The sequence below is a fragment of the Corallococcus sp. AB049A genome (assembly GCF_003668885.1).
Classification (GTDB): domain Bacteria; phylum Myxococcota; class Myxococcia; order Myxococcales; family Myxococcaceae; genus Corallococcus; species Corallococcus interemptor.
Map to the genome: position 1 here is coordinate 1 of NZ_RAWL01000083.1, position 24,399 is coordinate 24,399.

The following is a 24,399-nucleotide window of genomic DNA, read 5'->3' on the forward strand; positions in this document are numbered from 1 at the left end:
ACGGACCGCCGCCCCAGTTGCTCCGCGCTGCGATCCGCTTGGCCGACCCCGTCGCGATCCGCTTGGCCGCCCCCGCTGTGAACAGCTTGGGTGACCCGACTGCGATCCATTACCCCGGCCCGTCACACTTGGAGGCATGGGACTTGGACACCCCTGGACGCAGATTCGGAAGCGCCGTGGTCATCGGCGGCAGCATGGCGGGGCTCCTGAGCGCGCGGGTGCTCGCGGACCACTTCGACAAGGTGACGCTGGTGGAGCGGGATGTCCGGGGGGAGGGGCCCGCCGCGCGCAAAGGTGTTCCGCAAGGGCCGCACATCCACGTGCTGTTGGACACGGGCCGGCGCATCCTCGACAAGTACTTCCCGGACCTGTTCGAGCAACTCCAGGTCCAGGGCGCCGAGCTCATCGACTCGAGTGGAGACCTCGCCTGGCACCACTTCGGGGTGTGGAAACTGCGCCGCACCAGCGGCATCCTCGGGCTGCTGTGCACCCGGCCCCTGCTCGAGTGGAACGTCCTGCGCCGGGTGAAGGCGCGACCGAATGTAGAGGTGCGCGAGGGCTGCTCCATCGAAGGGCTCATCTGCGACGAGAAGGGCACGGGGCGCATCACGGGCGTCCGGGTCAAGACACCCCAGGGCGAGGAGTCGTGGGAGGCGGACCTCGTCGTGGATGCCAGTGGCCGGGGCTCGCGGATGCCTCAGTGGTTGGATGCCATTGGCTACGCGCGCCCGGAGGAAGAGCAGGTCATCGTGGACCTTTCCTACACGACGTGCCTGCACGAGCCGCCGCCTCAATTCCAGAAGGAATGGAAGGCGCTCTTCCTCTATCCAAGTCCTCCCAAGGCCTGGCGCGCGGGTTTCATCTCACACGTCGAGGGAGGCCGGTGGCTCGTCACCCTCAATGGCTACTTCGGGGAGCACGCCCCCACCGAGTACGCGGGGTTCCTCGAGTACGCGCGCTCACTGACGCGTCCGGACCTGTACAACTATATGAAAGAGGCCACGCCGATAGGGCCCATCTCCCAGCACAAGGTGAAGGACTGCCGGTGGCGGCACTACGAGAAGCTGCCCCGCTTTCCCGAGGGGCTGGTCATCCTGGGAGACGCCGCGTGTGCCTTCAACCCCCTCTACGGGCAAGGCATGTCGGTGGCGGGGCTTGGCGCGGAATTGCTGGACACCTGCCTTCGCGAGCAGGCCGAACGAGGCGAGCTCTCAGGCCTGGCGCAGCGCTTCCGCGAGCGGCTGCCTGAAGTCATCCGGCTCCCGTGGCTGTTGGGCACGGGCATGGACCTGCTGTATCCGCAGGCCGTCGGGAAGCGGCCCTTCGGGCTGGGCTTGCTGCACTGGTACATCCTGCGGCTGATGGAGCGCACGTCGACCGACGCACACGTCCATCGCCAGTTCTACCGGATACTGCACCTGCACGCGGGGCTGGAGGCGGTTCTCCAGCCCTCCGTGGCCTTGCCCGTGTTGGGCCATGGCGTCATGTCGCTCCTCCGCCCTCTCGAGCGACTGGCGAATACCGGGACACGGCCTCCCCCTCTCACGCCCCCGCGTCCAAGCCCTGTCCCGGTCCAGAAGTCCACGGGGTAGCCGCCGTGGCTTGACATCCCGCCAGGAGATCAAGTTCCCTTCACTGAACGCGGCCTGCTCGCGCGCAGTCCCATCACCAGCCCATGCCTGGTGAAGGTCTGGGACGAAGGGGATTCGATTCCTCGGGCTTTGTGCAGCAGGTCGCATCGCTTCCTCTGCGGAACGCGAGCGCATGGGGCTTCGCACCGCGTCGAGGCAGGCGATGACCGTCCGTCGGAATGAAAAGAAGAGGGCTCGTGCGCTCCAGAAGCAGAGCGGCGAGCCGTATACGGCCGTTCTCGAACGCCTCCGGCGCTCTCACGCAATTGTTTCGCGAGTGAGGACCCAAATGGCTGAGATCGACTTGAGCAAGCCCATCGTCTACCGCGTCGAAGGGATGAACCACACGGCAACGCGGCGCAACGAAGTCTACCGCGTGGACGGAGACGAGCAGCTGCTGATGGACCTGCAGCTGCCGCCCGACCTCCCATCCGGAGCCCGGGTGCCGGCCATCTTCTTCGTCCACGGCGGCCCCATCCCGCGAGAGGGCGTGCCACCCAAGCAGTGGGGCATCTTCCAGTCCTACTCGGCGCTCGCGGCAGCGTCCGGGTTCGTGGGGGTGGCCTTCAATCATCGCCTGCACGCGCCGGAGGACTACCCTCGCTCCCAGAGCGACATCGCCGCGGCGGTGGAGTACGTCCGGAGCCACGCGGACAGGCTGAACGTGGACCCGTCCCGGATCGCGCTCTGGTATTTCTCAGGCGCAGGACCGCAGCTCTCGTGGGTCCTCCGCGAACGCCCGACCTTCGTGCGCTGCGTGCTTGCGTTCTATGCGCTCCTCGACGTCCGGGCCCTCGTGCCTCCGGGGGCGCCGCCCGTCCTCCTGGAGCAGGCTGCCGCCTACTCGCCCGCCGCGCTCGTAGGGACACGGGCCAAGGGGCTGCCCCTCTTCGTCGCCCGGGCCGGCCAGGATTCGCCGATGGTGAACCAGTCGATTGACGCCTTCATGCGCGAAGCGGCCGCTGCCGACGTTCAGATTGACTTCGCCGACCACCCGGAAGGCCGTCACACCTTCGACGTCCTGGACGACGTCGAGCGCTCCCGCGAAATCATCGCTCGGGCGATGGCCTTCGTAACGGCGCATCTCCCATAGCGACAGCAGGGTCTTTCTTCCTATCCGCCTGAAAACACCGAGGCCGGAAACCGCTGGGTCTCAGCGGCTTCTGGCCTCGGTCCTTCCACGACGACAGGGCCTTGCGATGCTGGCTCCCTGCGTCAGGGGACAGAGTGTCTGGAATGGAGTGGTCCCTTTGTATAGGGTCTCTGCCCTGCGTCTTGGGACGCAGTGGGACCCAGCCGGGCGTGGCAATCCCACGCATCGAATGAACCAGGAGGAAGCGTATGAGTGAACCCAAGAAGGTTGCACCGAAGCGCAAGCTCACCCTCAACCGCGAGACGTTGCGCAACATCGAAGGCGATGCCCTTCCATTGCTCGATGGCGTGGTGGGAGGCATGGTTGCCATTCTCACGGAAGGACGGGAGTGCCCTACGGCCAGGTGCCAGACGTCAACCTGCGTCTGAGTCGCCAGAAGTTCCGAGACAAACTCCGGTCGCATGCACGGCTACAGGGGGCATGCGACCGGCAAGGAGCCCTGCCGAGCTGGGGCTGACCGCATACGATAGGCGGATGACCGGCACGGCGGGATGGCGTCCCCTGGTGGAAGGTGAGTCGCGCGAGCACGCGCTGCGGGTGGCGCGCGAGCTGGCGGAGTCCCTGGAAGAACATGCGCGGCGAGTCCCTCTCTCCGCCTCGTTGTCGGGCGGGGCCGCGGGCCTGGCCCTGCTCTTCACGTGGCTGGACCGCGTGCACGCCTCCGCGCACGACGCTGTCATGGCCGAGCGACTCCTGGGCGAAGCGATGGACGCGGTGGCCTCGCGTCCCATGGGCGCGACGCTGTACTCCGGCATGACGGGCGTGGCCTGGGCCGTCGAGCACCTGACGGGGGGCGGTGAGGAGGAGGAAGGCAACGGACTGGAGGACGTGGACGCGGTGCTCGCCCGGCGTCTCGGCGTGTCGCCATGGACGGCGGGCTTCGACCTCATCAGCGGACTGGCGGGGCTGGGCGTGTACGCGCTGGAGCGGTTGCCACGCGCGGACGCCCGGCGCTGCCTGGAAGGTGTGGTGTCCCGGCTCGCGGAACTGGCCGAGGAACGCCCGGAGGGGCTCACCTGGAAGACCCAGCCCCAGTGGCTCCCCGAGGAGAAGCAGCGGGAGCAGCCCCACGGGAGGTACGACCTGGGCGTGGCGCACGGCGTGCCGGGCCTCATCCCCGTGCTGGCTGGAGCCGTGCGGGCGGGGGTGGCGGTGGAGCACGCGTGGCGGTTGCTGCGCGGCGCATGGAACTGGGTGATGGCGCAGCGTCTGCCCCAGGCTGGCATGCGGCTTCCGCACGCCATTCTTCCGGACCGGGCGCCGTCACCGTCTCGTCCCGCCTGGTGCTACGGAGACGTCGGCGCCTCGCTTGCGATGCACACCGCGGCCCGCGCCGTCGGGGAAGCCACTTGGAAGGCCGATGCGCTGGCGATGGCGCAAGCCGCCGCCTCGAGTCCGGTGGAGGACTCGGGTGTAACGGACGTGCCGCTGTGTCACGGGGCGGCCGGGCTGCTCCACGTCTACAACCGGCTCTATCAAGCCACCGGAGAAGAGGTCTTCGCCACCGCCGCCCGCCGGTGGTTGGAGATCACGCTCCGGCAGCGACAGCCGGGCCAAGGCATTGGTGGCTATGCCTACATGACCTGGGATGACAGGGGCACTCAGGTGTGGGCGGAGCGCCCCGGCCTGCTGGAGGGCACCGCGGGCATCGCGCTCGCGCTGCTGGCGGCGGCCTCGTCCGTGGAGCCTACGTGGGACCGGGTGCTGCTGATGTCCCTGCGTGGAGTGCAATAGCCGCGAGGACATCCTGGAGACGGGCTGGAGCCTGAAAACACCAAGGCCGGAAACCGCTGGGTCTCAGCGGCTTCCGGCCTCGGTCCTTCAGTGTCCCCGACGGGATTCGAACCCGTGTTACCGGCTTGAAAGGCCAGCGTCCTGGGCCTCTAGACGACGGGGACGTCGTCACTGCTTGAGTCGCGGGGGGCTCGAACCCCCGACCCTCGGCTTAAAAGGCCGGTGCTCTACCAGCTGAGCTAGCGACTCGCTATTCTTTTTTTCGCACCGACCGCAGGGCCACCAGCGGCTTCCGCGAGGCGCTTCCTACCAGCAGCGCCCGGGGAGTTCCACTGGCGATCGCAGGCGCTCGTTCCTGACACGCTCCGTCCTGGCCCCGGTGAACATCCAGCTGCCGGGCCCCCTCCATCCGTCAGCACCGGGCGCTATACACAGGGCATGTCCCAGGAAGTTCCTGAACCGCCCGACACCCCCGAGGACGAAGAGGCAGGGGAGCAGGCCCCGTTCCGCCGCTACCTCACCCGCGTGGGCGCCGAGCGCATGCACCGCGAGCTGCTCCAGCTGCTCAACGAGGCCCGCCCCAAGGTCACCGCGGAGGTCTCCGCCGCCGCCGCCCAGGGCGACCGTTCAGAAAACGCCGAATACATCTACGGCAAGAAGCGCCTGAGGGAGATCGACCGGCGCATCCGCTTCCTCCAGAAGCGCCTGGACACCGCCACCATCGTCACCCCCTCGGAACAGGGGGACCGCTCGAAAGTCTACTTCGGCGCCACCGTCACCCTGGAGGACGAGGACGGAACGCGCAGCACGTACCAGATTGTCGGCTCGGACGAGATCGACGCCTCCGGAGGCCGCATCAGCGTCGAGTCACCCATGGGCCGCGCGCTGCTGCGCAAGTCCCAGGGCGACACCGTGGAGGTGCGGCGCCCACGGGGTGAGATTGAGCTCACCCTGGTGGACATCCGCTACGACTAGGACGCAGGACGCCCCCATGCCCCGGACGCCAGAGCTCAGCTCCCATGCTCGCCGCACCTATTCGCGCCTGAGCAGCGTGGACCTGGCCGCGTCCGCGGAGGCACCCCTGTCCCTGGACGACCTGGGCCTGGAGCCCGGCGCCGACCGCGTGGGCCTGGCGTTCGGCACCTACAGCCGCGAGGGCCTGGAGCGCGCCCTCCAGGCCTACGGCTTCGCCCAGCGCCTGGAAGATCGGGTGGGCCCCGTCGAGCTGCGCCTGTCCTGCCAGGACCCGTTCCAGCCGCGCATCACCCTCCTGAGCCGCCGTTACCACTCGCCCGTCGTGGACCTGTCCCTGCGCCAGGCCCCGGGCGCGGAGGTGGGCTTCACCCGCTCCACCGCGGAAGCCCCGCTGCTCTACGTGGACAGCCTCCTGTTGCAGCACCCGGGGCGCCCCTTCGACTGGAACCGCCCGCCGCTGCCGGGACAGCTCCACCCCGGCCTCTCCCTGTCGCGCGACCTGATGGAGCTGTTGCACCTCATGGCCCGCCGCATCGGCGCGGAAGGCGTGGCGCTGATGCCCGCGACGTTCTCCGCGGCGTGCGTCTACGAGCCGCGCTTCACCTTCGTGGATGGCGCGAAGCAAGGGCACTTCAGCGCCCTTCGCCGCGCGGGCCGCGGCTGGCCCCGCTGGGTGCTGGCATGGGCGGTGGAGCTGGGCTGCATGCGGGACGCGGAGGGGCAGCCGGCCCTCTTCACGCCCACGCCGATGATCAGCCCCCTGTCGCGCCGGGTGGCCCGGCGGCTGGAGACGCGCGGCTGGCAGCGGGCGTGGCGCTTCCATTCGAAGCAGACGCTGTCGCTAGACGAAGAGGCGCTGCAGGCGCGCTTCCCCTGGGCCCGCATGCCTCCCGGCCCCCCGCCCGAGAGGGTGGTGGAGATGCTCGGGTATGATCCGCTGGCGCCCGCGTCGCTGTACCAGGACGCCGGGGAGCCCGCGCCCGCTGCGCCGCGCACGGCCGCGACGCCCTGAGGGGGCGTTGTAGCGCCCTGTTTCGAGCCTGGAGCGGCGTGCTGTTTCGGACGGACCGCCGTGCTTTCAGACGGGAATGCGGCTGGTGGCCCCTCGTTCGGTGCCTATATTGAGCGTCGTCGGTCACCCAAGGTCGTCGCTCGCCGTCAGCAATCGCACCCGAACCAGGTCAGGTCGCGAAGCCCTCGATGCGAAAGAACTTCATCCTCGACACGAACGTCCTCCTCCATGACCCCCGCAGCATCTACGGGTTCAAGGACAACAACGTCATCATCCCCATCTACGTCATCGAGGAGATCGATCAGTTCAAGCGCGATCTCTCCGAGCTGGGGCGCAACGCGCGACTGGTGGCGCGCTACCTGGACTCCTTCCGCGCGGAAGGCTCCATGAAGGAGGGCGTCCCGCTGCCGCACGGCGGGATGCTCCGCGTGGCCTTCACCGACCGTTCGCTGCCGTCCTCCATGGCGGACAGCAACCTGGTGGACAACCGCATCCTCGCGGTGGCCCTGGACCTGATGGAGACCGAGCCGGAAACCCAGGCCGTCTTCATCACCAAGGACACCAACCTGCGCATCCGCGCCGACGCCCTGGGCCTGTCCGCCCAGGACTTCGACACCGAGCGCGTCGAAATCACCGACCTCTACACCGGCTTCACGGAGCTGCTCGTCCCCACGGAGATGGTGGATGCGCTCTACAAGCCCGGCGGCGAGGTGGAGGTGCCGGCCCAGGACCGGCTCTTCCCCAACCAGCTGGTGCTGCTCAAGGATGAGCTCAACCCGTCCCACACCGCCATGGCCCGCTTCAACGGCGCCAAGGCGCGGCTGGTGCCGCTCGCGCGCAGCAGCAAGGAAGGCACCTGGGGCATCCGGCCGCGCAACATGGAGCAGGCCTTCTGCCTGGACCTGCTGCTCAACGACGACATCAAGCTCGTCACCATCGTCGGCAAGGCGGGCACGGGCAAGACGCTGCTCGCCATCGCCGCGGGCCTGCAGAAGGTGACGGAGGAGGGGCTGTACCACAAGCTGCTGGTCAGCCGTCCCATCTTCCCCCTGGGCCGCGACATCGGCTACCTGCCGGGCAGCGTCGAGGAGAAGTTGAACCCCTGGATGCAGCCCATCTTCGACAACGTCGAGTTCCTCATGAACCTCAGCCGCGCGGACAAGAAGGCCGGGCGCGGCCACCATGAGCTCATCGACCTGGGGCTGATGGAGATTGAACCGCTCACGTACATCCGCGGGCGCAGCATCCCCAACCAGTTCATCATCGTGGACGAGGCGCAGAACCTCACGCCGCACGAGGTGAAGACCATCCTCACCCGCGTGGGCGACAACACGAAGATCATCCTCACCGGCGACCCGTTCCAGATCGACAACCCGTACGTGGACTCCACGAACAACGGGCTCGTGCACGTGGTCAACCGCTTCAAGAACGAGAAGATCGCCGGCCACATCACCATGGCCAAGGGCGAGCGCAGCATGCTGGCCGAGTTGGCGGCCAACCTGCTGTAGAGCGCCGAAGGCCCGTGCCTGATAGAGACGAGTCATGACCCAGGACGGCACCGACAAGCCCGGCACCCCCGGCGAGGAGAAGAAGCCCCTCGTCGAGTACCCCTCCGTCTACGAGTACAAGGTGATGGGCAAGGCGACGGTCGAGGAGACGCCCGGCTTCGAGGAGCACGTGCGCTCGCTCTTCCGCCGGAAGCTGGGCTCGGAGGTCTCCCCGGACTCCATCCACGTGCAGCACAGCCGCAAGGGGAAGTTCGTGTCCCTGAGCGTGTCCGTGCTGCTGTTGTCCGAGGAGCAGCGCCGGGCCATCTACGCCGAGCTGCACCAGGATCCGCGCATCGTCTACTACCTGTGAGGCAGGCGGTGCGCGGGCGGATGCCCCAGGGCGCCCGGAGGCGGCCGGCGGCTGGAAGTCCGGCCAGGGTGCGTATATGAGGGTGGCATGAGTCCCGCCGAGCACTTCCCGCTGTACCACCCGCCGGGGGCGCAGCGCGCGTTCGGATCCGACGACGCCACGCGCCGCTTCGCCAAGGTGGCCCAGCTCGAACAGGGCTCCCGCGTGCTGGTGCTCGGCTGTGGTCCGGAGGGCAGCGCCGCCGTGCTGCTGGCCCAGGAGCTCAAGTGCTCCGTGGTGGCCGTGGACACGGACGAAGCGCTGGTGTCCCCCGTCCGCGAGCGCGTGCGCAGCCAGGGCCTGTCGGACCGCATTGAGGTGCGCCGCGTGGCGCCGGACGCGCTGGGCATGCTGGATGGGCCCTTCCACGGCATCCTCGTGCCAGGGCGCGTGCACTACCCGCTGGACGTGTGCTTGCGCGTGTTCCGCCCGCTGTTGGGCAAGCGCGGCCGCGTGGGCTTCACCTTCCCGGCGCGCGTGGGCCGCTTCACGCCCAAGCCCGTGCTGGACTTCTGGGAGAAGCGCCTGGGCGCGCCGCTGCTGCTCCCGCGCGAGCTCCTGCAGGCGCTGGAGAACGGCGGCTTCGAGCCGGAGTCCGTGGAGTCGCTGCACGACACGGAGCTGGACGCGCTCTACAAGGACATGGAAGCGCACCTGCCGGAAGCCGCCGCGCCGGAGAGCGCCACCTTCCGCGAGGAGCTGGCCCTGCACCGCGAGCACAACCTGAAGCCGGGCGTCAGCTACGCGTTCGCCGTGGGCCGGCGCAAGGAGCCGGGAGAGAAGCCCCCGGCGTCGCGCGACCGCGGCTGAAGTCTGTTGGAGTCTTGCTGCGTGGGGGAGGGCCCGAGGACTCCGGGCCCTTCAACCGCCGGGACTGCCGTTACTGCACGCCGTTGAAGTCGAGCAGCTCGATGGACTCGGGCGCCACGGACAGCGTGACCTGCTCGCGGTAGCCGGCCGCGTCGCCGCCGACCTGGAAGGGCATGGGGCGCGCGAAGCGGATGGTGACCTCGCGGGCGTGGAAGTCGTGGAGGCCTTCCGGAGCCCAGCGGCCGTTCCACAGGCGGGGCAGGTTGGCCAGCACCTGCGTGGGCGACACCTGGCCCAGGCGCAGCTGCAGGAAGCCCCGGCGGTCATTCGCGTGGGGGAACATGCGGAAGCCGTAGCCGTAGAAGGGCATGGTGCCCGCGGCGGCCATCATCAGCTTGCCCCGGAAGAGCACCGAGCCCGGCGCCAGCGGCCCGCCCACGGCCTGGCCTTCCGCGCCCAGGCGGTACGCCTCAGACGGGCCGTTGACCACTTCGCACTCCACCAGCACGGAGCTGGTGAGGTAGTGCGGCACCGTCTTGAAGGCCACCGCGGAGAAGTAGCCGCCACCACCGGACATGACCCGCTTGAACATGCCCTTGCCCAGCGACTCCTTCACGGAGATGTAGTCGTTGAGCACCTTGCCATCCACGCCCAGGCCCGCGAACGGGGCACGCTGGCCGTCCACCTGCACCAGGTCCATGGTGCGCACGCCGGGGACCTCCGCCGCGCGGGCGCGCACCACGTCGTTGAGGATGCCGTCGCCCCGGGTGCTGGACGCGTTGACGAACGCCGCGATGCCGTTGCCCGTGCCCAGCTTGAGGATGCCGAAGCGCGGCGCGGCCTGCCCGGCGAACTTCCCGCGCGGGCCCACCTGCTGCAGCACCTCGTTGACGAAGCCCATGAAGGTGCCGTCGCCGCCGCCGGTGAACACCGTGGGGTAGCCCCGCTCCAGCACCGTCTGCGCGATGCGGCGCGCGTCCAGCGGCGAGCGCGACAGGAAGAGGTCCTCCTCCGGCACCACGTGCGACAGCAGCTTGACCACCCGGGCGTCCACCTTGCGGGCGTTGGCGTTCAGCAGGACCGCGACCTTCGGCTCGGCGGACGGCAGCGCCGCGGGCGAGCGGCGGTAGTCCGTGGAACGCAGGGGCTGAACCAGCATGGACGACTCCAGGGGGGCGGGGAGCGGTATGACAGCGGTGACGCGGTTCGGACTGTGCACTTTTCTCGCCAACCCCTGACGCGCGGCGTTAGCCGGGCACCCTGATGTGATTTCGAGGGGTTGAACGGTCCGCTGGTGTCCAAAATGCCCGCCCGGTTGCTACCGCGGGGTGACGGCGGTGTAGAGCGCGTTACGCACCCGTGGCGCGCGGATGGCGTTCAGGTGACGCGGCGCCTCAAAAGAGCCTGGGGGGAGCCAGGGGGGACTGCGCACTGCGCTACGCAGCGGCCGTCATCACCTTTGCGCTGGGTGCCCGGGCCTACGGGGAAACCCGTCCTCGCGTTTGACACGCCGGGGGGGGTGGTTACGTTGGGCATACATCGGGATTTCGCAGGAAAAACGCAGTCATTTCCAGAGGATGGGAACCGTGGGCAAGATTATCGGAATCGACCTGGGCACCACGAACAGCGTGGTGGCGATCATGGAGGGTCGCGAGCCCAAGGTCATCGTCAACGAAGAGGGAGCTCCCACCACGCCTTCGGTGGTCGCGTTCACGAAGGACGGGGAGCGCCTGGTCGGTCAGGTGGCGAAGCGCCAGGCCATCACCAACCCGGAGCAGACCGTCTACTCGGTGAAGCGCTTCATGGGCCGCCGTTTCGAGGAGACGACCGAGGAAGCGAAGCTCGTCCCCTACAAGGTGGGCCGTGGCCCCAACGGCGACGCGCGCGTGGACATCGCGGGCAAGCAGTACAGCGCCCCGGAGATCAGCGCGCAGGTGCTGCTGAAGCTCAAGCGCGCCGCGGAGAACTACCTGGGTGAGAAGGTGACGGAGGCGGTGATCACCGTCCCGGCGTACTTCAACGACGCCCAGCGCCAGGCCACCAAGGACGCGGGCGAGATCGCCGGCCTCACCGTGCGCCGCATCGTGAACGAGCCCACCGCGGCCGCGCTCGCGTACGGCATGGACAAGAAGAAGGATGAGAAGATCGCCGTCTACGACTTCGGCGGCGGCACCTTCGACGTGTCCATCCTGGAGGTGGGCGAGAGCGTCGTGGACGTGCTCGCGACCAACGGCGACACGCACCTGGGCGGCGACAACATCGACCTGGAGATCATGAACTGGCTGATCAGCGAGTTCAAGAAGGACACCGGGCTCGACGTCAGCAAGGACAAGATGGTCATCCAGCGCCTGAAGGAGGCGGCGGAGAAGGCCAAGATCGAGCTGTCCAGCGCGACGCAGACGGAGATCAACCTGCCGTTCCTCACGGCGGATGCCTCTGGCCCGAAGCACCTGAACGTGAAGCTCACGCGCGCCAAGTTCGAGCAGATGATTGGCCCGCTGGTGGAGCGTTCGCTGGAGCCGTGCCGCAAGTGCCTGAAGGACGCGGGCCTGGACCCCAAGGACCTCAACGAGGTCGTGCTGGTGGGCGGCACCACGCGCATCCCCCTGGTGCAGGAGGCGGTGAAGAAGCTGTTCGGCAAGGAGCCCAACCGCTCCGTGAACCCGGACGAGGTCGTGGCGGTGGGCGCCGCGGTGCAGGCAGGCGTGCTCTCCGGCGAGGTGAAGGACATCCTCCTGCTGGACGTCACGCCGCTGTCGCTGGGCGTGGAGACGCTGGGCGGCGTGATGACGAAGCTCATCGAGCGCAACACCACCATCCCCACGCGCAAGTCGGAGACCTTCTCCACGGCGGCGGATGGCCAGACGCAGGTGGAGATCCACGTGCTGCAGGGTGAGCGCGAGATGGCGGGCGACAACCGCAGCCTCGGCCGCTTCCACCTGACGGGCATGCCCCCGGCGCCGCGCGGCGTGCCGCAGATTGAGGTGACGTTCGACATCGACGCGAACGGCATCCTCAACGTCAGCGCGAAGGACAAGGCGACCGGCAAGGAGCAGAAGGTCACCATCAGCCACTCGTCCGGTCTGTCGAAGGACGAAGTGTCGAAGATGGTGGACGACGCGCGCAGCAACGAGTCCGCGGACAAGGCTCGCCGCGAGCTGGTCGAGGTGAAGAACCAGGCGGAGAGCGCGGCGTACGCCTCGGAGAAGATGCTCAAGGAGAACAAGGACAAGCTCACCCCCGACGTGGCGAAGTCCATCGAAGAGGGTGTCGCGGAGCTGAACCGGGTCCGCGAGGGGCAGGACAAGGACGCCATCAAGGCGGCCCTCGAGAAGCTCCAGCAGGCCAGCTACAAGGCGGCCGAGGAGATGTACCGGGCCACCGGCGGCGCGCCGGGCGCCACGCCTCCTCCGGGCGCCGAGCCCTCCGCGGCTCCGGGCTCCAGCGCCCAGCCGTCCGCGAAGGACGACGTGGTGGACGCCGAGTTCCGCCAGTCGTAAGGCCGTGAGCCTCCCGCCACGAAGCGGGGGCTGAAGACCCGAGGCCGGTGCTCCGTCGAGGGGCGCCGGCCTTCTTCATTTTCTTCCGCGGCGCTGGACGGGTGTGCCGGGCGCGGGATGAGGGCCGGGAGCAACCCCGCGAATTCACGCGGACAGGAAGTGGCGGAGGCGCTGCAAGGGGAGGGCGGGTTCCTCGCGGTCCTTCCACGAAGGTGTCCCGTCATGTCCCGCATCGACTCGCTGTTGTCCGGCCTCCTCCCAGACCTCGCCGCCCCCGAGGGCGCATCCCTTCCTTTGGCCCCGCGCGCACAGGAGCCTTCACGGACGTCGGCCGCTCCGGCCAACTTCGTGGAGGTGTTTCGGGGGAGTGGCGCGCCGGCTCCGAACCCGGCTCCGGCGAGGGCGCCGCAGGTGGCGCCCCGGGCGCGGGAGGGCAATGGCTTCGACTTCGGCGTGGGGGGCGCGTTCCCGCCGAGGCCCACGGGGTCCGTGATGGAGCAGATGAAGCAGGGGGCGCGGCTCTTGGAGCAGACCCAGGCCGCCGCCTTCAGCGTGACGCTGGACAGGGGCCCTTCCATGGACGCCTACGCGCGCACGCAGCTGGCGCAGCTGGACCCGAGCCCGCCCATCGCGGGGGCTCCCACGGCGCTCACGGACTACACCAGCACCCTTCCCGGCGTGTCCGCGAAGGACGCCTTCGAGGCCTTCCTCCGCAACCCGGAGCTGCTCTTCGGCGCGGCGGGCATCTCCCTGCGGCCGGCGGCGAGCGTGCTGACGGATGGCGCCCGGCTGTTCCTGGAGGAGCAGGGGCCGCCGCCGGTGTGGGCGCCCATCACCGTGAAGCTCAACGAGACGGAGCGCGTCGTCCACATCACCACCCTGGACGGACACCCGCTGCGCGGCACCAACCAGTTCGTCTTCGACGACGACGGCAACGGAGGCACGCGCATCCGACAGTACTCGGCCTTCCAGGGCAGCTCTCCGGCGACGTCGGTGGGGCTCGCGCTGATGGATCCTATTGAACGGCAGCATGACATCTGGCGCAGCGTGCACGGACAACTGCATGAGATGCTCAAGCCGCGTTGACATACTGGGCGCAAGCGGGAGGTGACCCATGACGACGCTCCAGACGACGCCGCCGGGACATGACGTGGTCCTCTACGACAGCCACTGCCGCGTGTGCAGCGGCGCCGCGCGGGAGATGCGCAAGCTGGTGGGCGGGACGGGCACACAGCTGCTGTCGTTCCGCGACGAGGGCGTCCTGGACGCCTTCCCCGGCGTGAGCTTCGAGCGCTGCGAGAAGGCCATGCAGCTCATCCAGGCGGACGGCCGGGTCCTGGAGGGAGCGGAGGCCATCGTCCGCGCGCTGGGCCGGCGGCCGTTGGGGCGGCTGCTCTACGTGTACTACGTGCCCGGACTGCGGCAGCTGGCGGACGCGGTGTACGGGGTCGTGGCCCGCTACCGCTTCCGCATCGCGGGTCGCGACTGCCCCGACGGGGCCTGCGCGGTGCACTTCAAATAGGGGGAGGGGCGCGGGTAGCATGCGGCCCTCGTGACTTCGCCCCCTCCCAACCTGCAGGCCGCCCAGTCCTTTCGCCGCTTCTTCGGGGAGCTGCGGGAGACGTACCTGGAGCGGGAAACGCTGTTCACGCAGATTGAACTGGCGCTGCTCTGCCGCGAGCACGTGCTGGTGGTGGGGCCACCCGGGACCGCGAAGAGCGCGGTCGCCAGCGCCGTCCTGGGGCGCATCACCGACGAGGTGTCCGGGCTGCCGTCGCTGTTCTCCAAGCAGATCGCGGAGACGACGCTGCAGACGGACCTCATCGGGCCGGTGGACTTCAAGGTCCTCACGGAGACGGGGCGCACGGAGTACCTCACCGACGAGGGCATGCTGGGGGCGGTGCACGCGTTCCTGGACGAGGTCTTCGACGGCCGGGACATGCTGCTGCGCTCCATCCTCAACGTGATGTACGAGCGGGAGCTGAAGCACGGCCGCAAGGTGACGGCCGGCCGCACCGAGTGCGTGGTGATGACGAGCAACCGGTACCTCACGGAGGTGCTCGCGCGCTCGCCGGAGCTGCTCCTGGCGTTCGCGGACCGGTTGAGCTTCATCAGCTTCGTGCCCAAGGCCTTCGCCCGGCGGGAGAGCCGGGCCGCCATGCTGCACCGCTTCGTGCACGGGACGCGGCCGGACCTGCGCGCCACGCTGACGCTCCAGCAGCTGGACCTCCTCCAGGACGCGGTGGCGCAGGTGAAGGTGCCCGGCCACGTGCTGGAGGGCGTGGAGATGCTCACGGACGCGCTGGAGCGCGCGCTCGTGGCGCAGGTGTCGAAGCTGCCGGACTACGTGCCCACGAAGTACTTCTCCCAGCGCTCGGTGGTGAAGGCGCTCTGGACGCTGAAGGCGGCGGTGGTGCGCGATCAGATCTACCGCCGTCCGGACCGGCTGCTCGAGGCCACGGTGGAGGACCTGGACGCGCTGCGCTGGTTCTTCCTGCTGGGCGGCCCGGCCGCGGCGGAGGTGGACGCGCTGCTCAAGACGGCGGTGGACCCTCGCGAGCGGGCGCAGCTGGAGATCGTCCGGCTGGAGCAGCGCACCTTCGACGAGGTGCTGGGCAAGGTGCGCCAGGAGCTGGGCGGCGGCGTGGAGCGCGAGGCGACGACGCTCGCGGCCGCGGATGACGTGAACGCGGCGGAGGGCTTGAGCCGCAACTGGCAGGCGGGCGTGGTGTCCACCACCGCGCGCGCCGTGCTGGGCAAGCTGGTGCCGGGCCCCCGCCATGGTCAGAACCGGGCGCCGCTCTTGGTGGCGGCGCGCGCGCTGGTGGCCGCCCTGGAGCAGCGGCTGTCGCGCGGCATGGCGACGGGGCAGGGCGAGGGGCGCGGCGGCGTGGCGTTGCTCATCGCCATCCGCGACGTGCTGGAGCTGAGCCGGGCGGTGCCGGAGCTCAAGCCGGGCTACCCCGCGCTGTGTGAAGCGGCCGCGCGGTTCCTGGAGCAGGCGCTGGAGATGAGCGCGTCCGCGGCGGAGGGGCTCGCGTTCGAGGACAGCGTCAAGATGGAGTGGCTGGTCGGGCTCGCGGAGAACCTGGAGGAGGAGCTGGGCGTGATGGGCTCGCTGGCGGCGATGCTCGGCGAGGCGGTGCCGTCCCTCCAGGAGCGGCTGCGCGCCGCGGACCGGGACACGCGCCGCCGGGTGGTGGCCGCGCTGCGGCGCCGCGTGTCGGCGGCGTTCCCCGCGCAGGCGCCCCGGGGCCGCAAGGATCCGCTGGATGCCCTGGCGGCGGACTCGCGGCGGCTCACCCAGCTGGAGAACGCCCTGACGGCGCTGGACCCCTCGCAGGCCGGGTTGAAGCAGGAGCTGCTGCGGCCGCTGAGCGTGGCGTACGCGCGCGAGGTGCTGGGGGCCACCCCGTTCGAGCGCATCGAGCAGTACGGCCGCGCGGTGCAGGCGGTGGCGGAGAACCTGCGGCGCGAGGGCGTGACGGCGGAGCCGGTGCTCGCCGAGTGCCGCGACCTGATGGAGAACCGCCTCCGCGAGCACGCCCGGGTGCTGTCGCGCGAGGTGGCCAGCCCGCCTCCGGCGCCCAACGCGGTGCTCAACGGCGATGCGTACACCTACTACCGGGGCGAGCTGTCCGCGCAGGCCCCCGACGGCGAGCTGTCCGCGCTGGTGGGCCTGGACGGCCAGTTGATGGCGGCGCGTCCCCCGTCCGCGTCCGCGTTCCTCTCCGACACGGTCCGCGCGGCGGTGGCCGAGGCGGAGCTGTCCTTCCTCCAGTCGCGCATCAAGTACCTGCGCAGCTGGCTGACGCAGCTCTTGTCCGCGCTGCCCGCTCCGGAGGCGCTCAACGGCCGCGCCGACGCGGAGCGCACCTTCGAGCGGCTGGTGCGCAGCCGCTTCCCCCAGCTCGCCCTCAAGGAGGGTGAGCTGGTGCGGCTCAAGTCCACGCTGGGCATGCTGGAGGCGCTCCCGGGCGAACTGGGAGACAGCGCGCGCAAGCTGTCCGCCCAGCTGCGCGGCATCGACGAGGACTTCGGACGCTTCAGCCGGCAGGTGCTGGAGCGGCGGACCGCGCCGTGAATGGAAGGCGGCGCTGAGACGTGCTCGCGCGTCGGCTCACTCCCCTGCGGCAGCGCCTGGATGCGCTCCGCCAGCCCGTGGCGGCCCGGGGTGGCGCGTGGTCCTGGCCCTTCGGCCGCAAGCTGAAGGGGCCGGAGGACCTGGGCCTGCCGGTGCTCGTGGCGCTCGACCGCGAGCTGGACCGCGTGGGCGTCCATACCGCCGCCGATGCCCGGCTGCTGCTCGCGCTGGGCACCCAGCGGGGCAGGGCGGGGGCGCTCGCGCAGGGGCTCGCCGCGCGCGCGAACCAGGCCCTGGAGGAGTTCGAGGAGTGCATGCGCCTGGTGGAGAGGGCGCACCGCTCCGGGGAGATGCCGTCGGGCGCGCTCACCGCGCTGGACCGTGGCTTCGTGCGGCTGGCCCGCGCGGTGAAGGTGGCGGACCTCTTCAGCCGCCCGCTGGAAGCAGCCGGCGGTGACGACGCGCCGTTTGAAATCTTCGAACGCCCGGCCGGGACGACCCGCGAGCGGCCGCCGGCCAATGCCCGCCTGGCCGTCGCGGAGCTGCTGGCCGCCCGTGCCCGGGACAACGTCATCGACCTGGTGCAGAAGCGGCGTGACCTGGACCTGGCCCACGAGATGCTTCTGCGCCTGGGCACGACGGACGCGGACCGCGCGCGGAGCATGGCGCTGCGCAACGACGTGGCGGAGGCACGCGAGCGGGTGCGCGAGGTGCCTCCCACGCGCTCGCTGGAGGCGCTGGTGCGCAACGTGCGGGAGAGCGCCCAGAAGGATCCCCGGGGCGCCTACCGTTCGTTGCAGGGCCTCTACGAGCGCGCCATCGAAGCGGGAGACTCGGAGCTGGCCTCCGCGGCTCGGCGCGCGCTGACGCCGCTGCTTCCCCCGGAGCCCCGGCTGACGCGGATGGTGGAGGACGCGGAGGCGGGCGCACGGCTCCAGTGGCTGGGGGAGTCGGACGCCGAGGTGGACTCCGGGCGCGAGAAGGAGGACGCGCCGGACGAGCAGCTGGCGGACCTGGCGTTCTCCCTGAAGCCGGAGCAGCTGGCCACGTTCGACCTGGCGGCGGGGTGTGCCCGCTACTTCGACGTGGAGGACTCGCTGTCGGAGGAGATCGTCGAGAAGGACGCCGCCGCCGCGCGCGCCGTTCCGCGCCAGGTGCCCTATCCGACGCAGACGATGTCCTTCACCACCACGGGCAGCCTGGACGAGATCCACCACTTCGTCATCACGGATCCGCGGCGCCTGCTCCAGGACCTCGCGGGGCACCGGCAGCTCGTGCGCACGTACCTGGACGACGCTCCGCCCCCCAAGCCGCGCAAGGTGAAGCGCACCGCCGTGCGCGTCTATGTCTGCGACGCCTCCGGCTCCATGCACGGCGCTCGGGCGCGCTTCCGTGACGCCCTCATCATCGCGGAGCTGAACAACCTGCGCGTGAAGGCGCGGCGCGGAGAGAACTTCGACCCGCTCTACTTCAGCTTCTTCAACGACGTGCCCACGGAGCTGGCCCGCGTGGACACCGCCGCGGAGGCGACCCGGCAGATTGAGAAGCTCTTCCGGGACTCACCCGCGGAGGGGCAGACGGACATCTCGCTGGCCCTGCTGTCCGCGTTCGACTCCATCCGCGCCGCGCAGGGGCGCGACCCGTATCTCGCTCGCGCCACGGTGGTGCTGATCACCGACGGCGAGGACCGCGTGGACCTGGACCTCATCCGCCGCACCCGCGCGCCCATGGGCGCCCTGGACATCGCGCTGAGCTTCATCTCGCTGGGCGAGGAGAACCCGGACCTCAAGTCCCTGGTGCTGGAGCAGCGCGCCGCGGGAGGCCGCGCCTTCTACCACCCGCTCTCCGACGAGGAGATCCGCTGGGCGCGCACGGAGTTCGACACGCCCTGGCGCACGCTCTTGCCTCGCGACGTGCCGGCCTCGCTGGAGGCCCTGGAGGCGCTGGCCCCGCACCTGGACGCGCTGGAGGCGGTGGCGGCCGGCCGCGCGCCCGGAGCGGGCGTGGCCGTGGAGGCCTCCTTCGACGCGCTCTTCCCGCCCACGCCCGCAGCGCCCGCCGTGCCGGAGACGCCCGGCGCGGAGCTGGTGGCGCGGGTGACGGACATCCTGGAAGCGGTGGGCGAGGCCGCGTCGCTCGCCCCCACGGACCGCCGCGCGACGGAGAGCGTGGTGCTCCTGCAGCACCTGCTGTCCGTCTACGGACTCACGCCCGCGCGCTACCTGGCCGTGCTGTCCGGCGGCGGGCGCCCGGTGGGCGAGGCGTTGGAACGGGTGCGGCTGCTCTGCCGCCCGTTCGGGTAGGCTTCAGGGCACGCGCCATGTTCGGCTTCCTCAAACGCAAGAAGACACCCCCGGCGCCCGTGGACCCCCTGGCCACGTTCGATCGGCTCATCGAGGACCTGGAGCGCCAGGCGGCCGAGGTGCGCAAGTCCGCCGCCACGCTGCTGGCCTTGAAGGGCGAGCTGTCCCGCTCGGTGACGCGCTACACGGCCCGCCTGGGCGACATCGCCGGACGGCGCCAGACGGCGCAGGACCGAGGAGACGCGAAGGGCGTGGGCGTGCTGGAGCGCGACCGCGTGCAGACCGAGCGCCTGCTGGAGTCCACGCGCGAGTCGCTGCGGCGCGCGGAGCGGGACTCGGAGCTGCTGCTGGGCGCGGCCGGTGAGCTGGGCGAGCGCGTGGCGGACCTGCGCATCGAGCGTGAGAGCGCGTCCGCGCGGATGGCCGCCGGCGGCGTCGTCACGGAGGCCCTGCGCGAACAGGTGGAGCGCTTCGACCGGGTGATGGCGCTGGAGGCCGCGCGCGACGAGGTGGAGAAGGCGCACGCCCTGGCGGACATCTACCGCGAGGAGCACCAGCCCTCCGCTTCGCCCCGGCGCGTGAAGTAGGGGAGGGGGCTGCTTCAGGTCCGCCGCGCGGTCTGGTGCAGCTCCAGCACGATGTTGCCGCCCTTGAAGAGCCGCACCGCGCCGGACGTCTGGCTCACCGTGAGCGCGATGCAGTGCGTGGAGGAAGTAATCCCCGCGGAGGCCGCGTGGCGCGCGCCCAGGCCCAGGGGAATCTTCACCGTGTCGTCGTTGGCGGACAGGTAGCGGCCCGCGGACAGCACCACGCCGTCCTCGCGGATGACGAACGCGCCGTCCAGCACGGAGAAGTTCTTGATGGCGTCGCGAATCTTCGGGTCGAGCACGTTGCGCTCGGACTCCGACAGGCCCTGGAACGGGTTGATGGTGAGCTGCCGGCTCTTCTCCAGCACGCTCGTGTGGTCGCCAATCGTGATGATGGTCCCGATGGGATGGCCCTCGAAGCCCTCCTGGCCAATCTGCAGCGCCAGCTGGATCAGCGCGTCCACCACCTGCGAGTTGAACTCCTCGCCCAGCTTCACGCCCTCGATGGCCAGCCGGTCGTCCAGCGACCCGCCGATGCGCATCTGCATCAGCGTGTCCGGCGCGCGGCCCACCTTGCCCGTCATGCAGAGCACGAGGTCGCCCTCCTTGAACGCCCCCTGAGACAGCGCGGACACGAGCGCCACCTTCACCCGCTCCGTGCGCGAGTAGTCGTACGCGGGGATGACCAGCGCGCGGAACTTCCTGCGCTGGAGCTCCTGTGCCAGCGGTTCCAACGTCACCGCGTACACCAGCTTCTTGCGCGCGGGCTTACCCCGGAGGTCATCCGGAGGAATGGGCACGTCGCTGATGTAGAGGAAGTGGTCGACCTCGCTCTTGGCGGCCAGGGTGAGCGCCGAGCGCAAGAATTCCCGATCGAACTTCGTGTTGTCGCTCAAGGGGCTCCTCGTGAACCCACGATTTGAAGCCGGTCAGCTTGACACTGGCAGCTGCATGAATAAAGCTTTCGGGCCCTTTTTTTGGGGCAGGCCCCCTCTACCCGTCCAACGGAGCCGCAGGCTGTGAACCAGAAAGATCTCAAGCGTTACAAGAAGATGCTCGAGGACAGCAAAGCGAGCCTGCTCGAAAGCGCGAAGAAGACCCTGGTGGAGGAGTCTTCGTTCGACACGGACGACCTGCCTGACGAAATCGACCAGGCCGCCTCCGAGTACACCCAGTCCATGGTCTTCCGCCTGCGGGACCGCGAGAAGTTCCTCCTGCAGAAGATCGACGGCGCCCTCAAGCGCGTGGAGGACGGCACCTTCGGCATCTGCGAGCGCTGCGAGGAGGACATCTCCCCCAAGCGCCTGGATGCGCGTCCGGTGACGACGCTCTGCATCCGCTGCAAGGAAGAGCAGGAGAAGAAGGAAAAGTCCTACGGCTGAGGCCGTAGTGCTTCACCGGACCGCACGGTGTCCCCGTGCGGTCCGTTGCTTCAGACCGCCGCGGGCTGGATCTCCACCCGCAGCAGCTGCCGGCCGATGAGGAAGTGATCGCCGTTGTCGACGAAGGTCGGCCCCGCCAGGCGGATGAAGGTGCCGTTGGACGAGCCCACGTCGCGCACCATCAGCCGGTCTCCCCGCACCTGCAGGAGCGCATGCCGCCCGGACACGAAGCCGTCCGTGGGGAAGGCGATGTCGCCCTGCTCGCGACCCAGCAGGTTGTCCCCGTCCTTGAGCGGGAAGGCCGCGCCGCGCAGGCCGCCCTCCAAGAGCTGGATGAGCCGCAGCCGGTAGCCGGGATCCGGCGAGCCCCACACCTGCGTGCCGCCAGGCCCCAGCGCCGCCGCCGGGATGGGCTCCAGCACCATGCGCTGGCGTCCCAGGCGCAGCTCTCCACCGGCGGGCAATTCACGCTCGTTGCGCAGGCGCACGAAGACGCCGTTGGCGCCGCCCACGTCCTCGATGGCGAGCCTTGCGCCGGAGAAGAAGAAGCGCGCCTGCACGGGCATGATGAACGGGTCGTCGGTGAGCGCGATGTCCGCCTGCTGTCCGCAGGTGAGGGTGTCGCGCTGCATGCGCACGAGCGACTCCGGGCCTCCGTCCGCGCGCACCACGCGGATGGACACCTGCGGGCGCGACGAGATGTGCGCCACGGCCATCACCATGGTCCCGGAGCGCAGCGCCGAGCCGCAAGCTCGGCAGACAGTGGCATCCCGGGAATTCTCGGTGTCACAGCGGGGGCAATAGTCCACGGCGTCCATGCGAGCGTCCCTTCTAGCAGGCCCGCGCCGCGTTGGGGGGCCCGACAGCGCACGGCTTGCTCCCCACCCGAGCGGCATGGTGAAGTCCCGGCCCCACCGACTGGACGCTGACGTGTACTGCCCTTCCTGCGGCGCCGACGCCGAAGACTCCTCCCGCTACTGCCCCGCCTGCGGCGCGACGCTCCTGCGCTCGGCGGATGGCGGCGACGAATACGTGGGCAAGACGATTGCTTCCAAGTACCGGGTGGAGGCCCTCATCGGCGAGGGCGGCATGGGCAAGGTGTACCGCGCCCGTCAGCTCGCGCTGGACAAGATGGTGGTGCTGAAGGTGCTGCGCCACACGCTCTTGTCGGACGAGCGCACCGTCGCGCGCTTCCAGCGCGAGGCCAAGGCCGCAAGCCGCCTCAACCACCCCAACTCCATCAGCGTGCTGGACTTCGGCCAGGCCGACGACGGCGCGCTCTTCATCGCGATGGAGTACGTGGCCGGGCAGGACCTGCATCAGCTCCTCAGCCGCGAGTGGCCGCTGGGCGAGGCGCGCGTGGTGCGCATCGTCCTTCAAATCCTGAGCGCGCTGTCGGACGCGCACGGCGCGGGCGTCATCCACCGGGACCTGAAGCCCGAAAACATCATGGTGGAGCAGCGCCGCAACGAGCCGGACTTCGTGAAGGTGCTGGACTTCGGCATCGCGAAGATCACCGACTCGCAGGACGAGGGCCCGGCCCTCACGCGCGCGGGCTTCGTGTGCGGCACCCCCGAGTACATGTCGCCGGAGCAGGCGCGGGGCGCGGTGCTGGACCACCGCTCGGACCTGTACGCGGTGGGCGTCATCCTCTACCAGCTGATGACAGGCCTGTTGCCCTTCGAGTCCGACTCCGCGGTGGGCTTCGCCACCAAGCACCTCACCGAGGAGCCGCCCCCGCCCACGCGCCGCCGCCCGGACGCGCGCATCTCCCCGGGCATGGAGCGGCTGATCCTCCGCGTCCTGTCCAAGGACCCGGATGACCGGCCGGCCAACGCCGCGGCCTTCAAGACGGAGCTGCTCGCGGTGGACAAGGAGCGCCGCCGCGGGGGCGCCAGCGCCAGCGCCGGTGACTCGGGCGGGCGCCGTCCGCAGCCCTCGGGCGTGCTGGCCCCCATCCCGCGCAAGTCGCAGGCCGCGCACAACTCTCCGCGCAACGACACGGGCTGGAACGACGTGACGGTGGAGGCCACCGTCCAGGGCCTGCCCCACTCGCGCACCCCGGTCTCCGCGGAGGCCACGCTCGCGCAGGAGGGCACCCGGACCGCCGTGGTCGCGCCCGCCTCCAGTGGCGGCGAGGGCATCATCCTCTTCTTCAAGGCGCTCACCACGGTGCTGGTGCTGGGGGCGGTGGGCTTCTTCGTCTACTACTTCGGCATTGGCGCGGGCAGCGGCGCGGACAACGGCGCGTACCAGCCGCCGCAGAACGCGCCCCGTCCCATCAACGCGGGCGCGGACGTGCCGGACTACCAGCGCCAGATTCCCAGCGCCTCGCGCAACGTGGACAAGGCACGCAAGCTGACGCGCGACGGTGACCGCGACGTGCTCAACGGCGAGCTGGGCCGCGCCACGTCCCTCTACCGCGAAGCCTTCCAGTACAACCCGGAGGCGGAGCTGGCCCTCAAGCTGGGCGAGCTGTACTGGCAGCGCGACAACACCGACGAGGCCCGCGGTTGGTGGGTGCGCCACCTGACCGACATGCCGGACTCGCGTGCGCGCGCGTACATCGAGGTCCGGCTGGGCAGCCCGGTGGCGCGTCCCTCGGCGCCCTGAGCGCCGGCGTAGGACCGGCCCGCGGATCCGCGCTGCGGTAGCGCGTCCGTCAGCGCCCGGAGTGCTCGCGTAGGACCGGCCTGGTGATGCCCGGCCCGGTCGGGCGCGAGCCGCCCCGTCAGCCCAGCGTCTCCACCTGCATGACGTGCTGGCCCAGGCGGACGCGGTCGCCCGGACGCAGGGGACGCTCCGTCGCGGGCGGGATGCGCACGAAGGTGCCCAGGCCGCCGGACAGGTCCCTCAGCATGGCGCCCGTCGCCGTGGGGCTGAGCTCGCAGTGCCGGCCGGCGAGCCCCTCGTCGTTGGGGTACGCGAGGTCGCAGTGCGCCTGGCCGATGGTGAGCAGCGCCGCGGCCGTCACCACCGCGCGGCCCGCCCTGCCACCCATGTGCACCTCCTCCACGCCGTACAGCGCCTGGCCCAGCGGCACGGGCGAGCCGTACGCGGTGGGCCGGCCCGCCACGGGCGCGGGGGACTCCACGCGGCCGGTGAAGCGGAACAGCCGCTGACCGGCGCTGAAGAGGGCGCGCGGCGCCAGGGGCTCCGTGCCGGAGAAGGTGACGTAGACGCCGGACGCGCTCGACTCGTCGCGCACGAAGAGGGCGCCGTCCTTCACCAGGAAGGTGGCGTGCAGCGGCGACACGAAGACGTCATCCGGGAAGAGGATGGCCCCGCGCTGGCGGCCCACCACACAGCCCGTCACCGGCAGCTTGTAG

General features: G+C 70.1%; 21 protein-coding genes and 2 tRNA genes. 17 read left to right on the forward strand and 6 right to left on the reverse strand.

The annotated features are described in order from the left end of the window. The first annotated feature begins 143 nt into the window (after positions 1 to 143). The 4 genes from D7X55_RS11925 (at position 144) to D7X55_RS11935 (ending at position 4,518) form a co-directional block, all read left to right on the forward strand. On the forward strand, positions 144 to 1,592 hold the full coding sequence (locus tag D7X55_RS11925; protein WP_233609809.1) for an NAD(P)/FAD-dependent oxidoreductase: 1,449 nt from the start codon (positions 144 to 146) through the stop codon (positions 1,590 to 1,592). 328 nt (positions 1,593 to 1,920) lie between these two features. Continuing rightward, positions 1,921 to 2,724, forward strand: coding sequence for an alpha/beta hydrolase (locus D7X55_RS11930; RefSeq protein WP_121723126.1), 804 nt, complete (start codon positions 1,921 to 1,923; stop codon positions 2,722 to 2,724). A 248-nt stretch (positions 2,725 to 2,972) separates the two neighbouring features. Beyond that, positions 2,973 to 3,152: a hypothetical protein gene (locus D7X55_RS43310; RefSeq protein ID WP_158626359.1), complete on the forward strand. Its 180-nt coding sequence runs from the start codon at positions 2,973 to 2,975 to the stop codon at positions 3,150 to 3,152. A 106-nt stretch (positions 3,153 to 3,258) separates the two neighbouring features. Then, positions 3,259 to 4,518: a lanthionine synthetase C family protein gene (locus tag D7X55_RS11935; protein ID WP_158626360.1), complete on the forward strand. Its 1,260-nt coding sequence runs from the start codon at positions 3,259 to 3,261 to the stop codon at positions 4,516 to 4,518. Positions 4,519 to 4,609: 91 nt separating this feature from the next. Here D7X55_RS11935 and D7X55_RS11940 read toward each other — a convergent pair. Together D7X55_RS11940 and D7X55_RS11945 are read right to left on the reverse strand one after the other, a co-directional pair. Next, positions 4,610 to 4,682, reverse strand: a tRNA-Glu gene (locus D7X55_RS11940). 12 nt (positions 4,683 to 4,694) lie between these two features. After that, a tRNA-Lys gene (locus D7X55_RS11945) sits at positions 4,695 to 4,767 on the reverse strand. A 189-nt stretch (positions 4,768 to 4,956) separates the two neighbouring features. On the opposite strand from D7X55_RS11945, the gene greB reads away from it, so the two are divergent. The 5 genes from greB (at position 4,957) to D7X55_RS11970 (ending at position 9,214) form a co-directional block, all read left to right on the forward strand. Further along, entirely contained in the window at positions 4,957 to 5,493 is a 537-nt protein-coding gene (gene greB, locus D7X55_RS11950; protein ID WP_120551495.1) for a transcription elongation factor GreB, read from the forward strand. Positions 5,494 to 5,509: 16 nt separating this feature from the next. After that, the gene (locus D7X55_RS11955) at positions 5,510 to 6,505 is read left to right on the forward strand and encodes a deacetylase (protein ID WP_120551494.1); all 996 of its coding nucleotides are present in this window, start codon (positions 5,510 to 5,512) and stop codon (positions 6,503 to 6,505) included. 188 nt (positions 6,506 to 6,693) lie between these two features. Next, a complete protein-coding gene (locus D7X55_RS11960) occupies positions 6,694 to 8,013 on the forward strand; it encodes a PhoH family protein (protein ID WP_121723128.1) in 1,320 nt (439 codons plus the stop codon). A 34-nt stretch (positions 8,014 to 8,047) separates the two neighbouring features. After that, positions 8,048 to 8,365 (forward strand): YbeD family protein, encoded by a 318-nt coding sequence (locus tag D7X55_RS11965; RefSeq protein ID WP_120551492.1) that lies wholly within the window; start codon positions 8,048 to 8,050, stop codon positions 8,363 to 8,365. An 87-nt stretch (positions 8,366 to 8,452) separates the two neighbouring features. Beyond that, a complete protein-coding gene (locus D7X55_RS11970) occupies positions 8,453 to 9,214 on the forward strand; it encodes a cyclopropane-fatty-acyl-phospholipid synthase family protein (RefSeq protein WP_121723129.1) in 762 nt (253 codons plus the stop codon). A 70-nt stretch (positions 9,215 to 9,284) separates the two neighbouring features. On the opposite strand, the gene D7X55_RS11975 is transcribed toward D7X55_RS11970, so the two are convergent. Further along, a complete protein-coding gene (locus D7X55_RS11975) occupies positions 9,285 to 10,373 on the reverse strand; it encodes a diacylglycerol kinase family protein (RefSeq protein ID WP_120551490.1) in 1,089 nt (362 codons plus the stop codon). A gap of 427 nt (positions 10,374 to 10,800) precedes the next feature. Between D7X55_RS11975 and dnaK the strand changes: the two genes are divergently transcribed. The 6 genes from dnaK to D7X55_RS12005 all read left to right on the forward strand — a co-directional run bounded on the left by dnaK (position 10,801) and on the right by D7X55_RS12005 (position 19,688). Next, positions 10,801 to 12,714: a molecular chaperone DnaK gene (dnaK, locus tag D7X55_RS11980; RefSeq protein ID WP_120551499.1), complete on the forward strand. Its 1,914-nt coding sequence runs from the start codon at positions 10,801 to 10,803 to the stop codon at positions 12,712 to 12,714. Between the two features lie 222 nt (positions 12,715 to 12,936). Continuing rightward, a complete protein-coding gene (locus tag D7X55_RS11985) occupies positions 12,937 to 13,800 on the forward strand; it encodes a hypothetical protein (protein ID WP_121723130.1) in 864 nt (287 codons plus the stop codon). A 28-nt stretch (positions 13,801 to 13,828) separates the two neighbouring features. Next, positions 13,829 to 14,236 (forward strand): thiol-disulfide oxidoreductase DCC family protein, encoded by a 408-nt coding sequence (locus tag D7X55_RS11990; RefSeq protein ID WP_120551488.1) that lies wholly within the window; start codon positions 13,829 to 13,831, stop codon positions 14,234 to 14,236. 30 nt (positions 14,237 to 14,266) lie between these two features. Next, positions 14,267 to 16,798, forward strand: coding sequence for an AAA family ATPase (locus D7X55_RS11995; RefSeq protein WP_120551487.1), 2,532 nt, complete (start codon positions 14,267 to 14,269; stop codon positions 16,796 to 16,798). 20 nt (positions 16,799 to 16,818) lie between these two features. After that, positions 16,819 to 19,101, forward strand: a complete 2,283-nt coding sequence (locus D7X55_RS12000; protein WP_120551486.1) for a vWA domain-containing protein — start codon at positions 16,819 to 16,821, stop codon at positions 19,099 to 19,101. 17 nt (positions 19,102 to 19,118) lie between these two features. Next, positions 19,119 to 19,688: a PspA/IM30 family protein gene (locus tag D7X55_RS12005; RefSeq protein WP_120551485.1), complete on the forward strand. Its 570-nt coding sequence runs from the start codon at positions 19,119 to 19,121 to the stop codon at positions 19,686 to 19,688. A 14-nt stretch (positions 19,689 to 19,702) separates the two neighbouring features. Here D7X55_RS12005 and D7X55_RS12010 read toward each other — a convergent pair whose 3' ends face one another. Further along, complete coding sequence (locus D7X55_RS12010; RefSeq protein ID WP_120551484.1) at positions 19,703 to 20,584, reverse strand: diadenylate cyclase; 882 nt, start codon at positions 20,582 to 20,584, stop codon at positions 19,703 to 19,705. 123 nt (positions 20,585 to 20,707) lie between these two features. Here D7X55_RS12010 and D7X55_RS12015 point away from each other — a divergent pair, with 123 nt between their 5' ends. Beyond that, a complete protein-coding gene (locus D7X55_RS12015) occupies positions 20,708 to 21,070 on the forward strand; it encodes a TraR/DksA C4-type zinc finger protein (protein WP_014395767.1) in 363 nt (120 codons plus the stop codon). A 50-nt stretch (positions 21,071 to 21,120) separates the two neighbouring features. Here the strand turns inward: D7X55_RS12015 and D7X55_RS12020 are convergent, their stop codons facing one another. Next, the gene (locus tag D7X55_RS12020; protein WP_120551483.1) at positions 21,121 to 21,888 is read right to left on the reverse strand and encodes an FHA domain-containing protein; all 768 of its coding nucleotides are present in this window, start codon (positions 21,886 to 21,888) and stop codon (positions 21,121 to 21,123) included. Positions 21,889 to 22,000: 112 nt separating this feature from the next. Between D7X55_RS12020 and D7X55_RS12025 the strand changes: the two genes are divergently transcribed. Next, positions 22,001 to 23,683: a serine/threonine-protein kinase gene (locus tag D7X55_RS12025; protein WP_120551498.1), complete on the forward strand. Its 1,683-nt coding sequence runs from the start codon at positions 22,001 to 22,003 to the stop codon at positions 23,681 to 23,683. Positions 23,684 to 23,801: 118 nt separating this feature from the next. On the opposite strand, the gene D7X55_RS12030 is transcribed toward D7X55_RS12025, so the two are convergent. Further along, positions 23,802 to 24,399: FHA domain-containing protein (locus D7X55_RS12030; protein ID WP_147470089.1), on the reverse strand; the 598-nt coding region annotated here is incomplete at its 5' end.

What these genes read in the sequence shown, in the direction of transcription:
- D7X55_RS11930 (WP_121723126.1), top strand. Translation starts at nt 1,921, where the DNA reads ATGGCTGAGATCGACTTGAGCAAGCCCATCGTCTACCGCGTCGAAGGG.
- D7X55_RS43310 (WP_158626359.1), top strand. Translation starts at nt 2,973, where the DNA reads ATGAGTGAACCCAAGAAGGTTGCACCGAAGCGCAAGCTCACCCTCAAC.
- D7X55_RS11935 (WP_158626360.1), top strand. Translation starts at nt 3,259, where the DNA reads ATGACCGGCACGGCGGGATGGCGTCCCCTGGTGGAAGGTGAGTCGCGC.
- greB (WP_120551495.1), top strand. Translation starts at nt 4,957, where the DNA reads ATGTCCCAGGAAGTTCCTGAACCGCCCGACACCCCCGAGGACGAAGAG.
- D7X55_RS11955 (WP_120551494.1), top strand. Translation starts at nt 5,510, where the DNA reads ATGCCCCGGACGCCAGAGCTCAGCTCCCATGCTCGCCGCACCTATTCG.
- D7X55_RS11960 (WP_121723128.1), top strand. Translation starts at nt 6,694, where the DNA reads ATGCGAAAGAACTTCATCCTCGACACGAACGTCCTCCTCCATGACCCC.
- D7X55_RS11965 (WP_120551492.1), top strand. Translation starts at nt 8,048, where the DNA reads ATGACCCAGGACGGCACCGACAAGCCCGGCACCCCCGGCGAGGAGAAG.
- D7X55_RS11970 (WP_121723129.1), top strand. Translation starts at nt 8,453, where the DNA reads ATGAGTCCCGCCGAGCACTTCCCGCTGTACCACCCGCCGGGGGCGCAG.
- D7X55_RS11975 (WP_120551490.1), bottom strand. Translation starts at nt 10,373, where the DNA reads ATGCTGGTTCAGCCCCTGCGTTCCACGGACTACCGCCGCTCGCCCGCG.
- D7X55_RS11985 (WP_121723130.1), top strand. Translation starts at nt 12,937, where the DNA reads ATGTCCCGCATCGACTCGCTGTTGTCCGGCCTCCTCCCAGACCTCGCC.
- D7X55_RS11990 (WP_120551488.1), top strand. Translation starts at nt 13,829, where the DNA reads ATGACGACGCTCCAGACGACGCCGCCGGGACATGACGTGGTCCTCTAC.
- D7X55_RS12005 (WP_120551485.1), top strand. Translation starts at nt 19,119, where the DNA reads ATGTTCGGCTTCCTCAAACGCAAGAAGACACCCCCGGCGCCCGTGGAC.
- D7X55_RS12020 (WP_120551483.1), bottom strand. Translation starts at nt 21,888, where the DNA reads ATGGACGCCGTGGACTATTGCCCCCGCTGTGACACCGAGAATTCCCGG.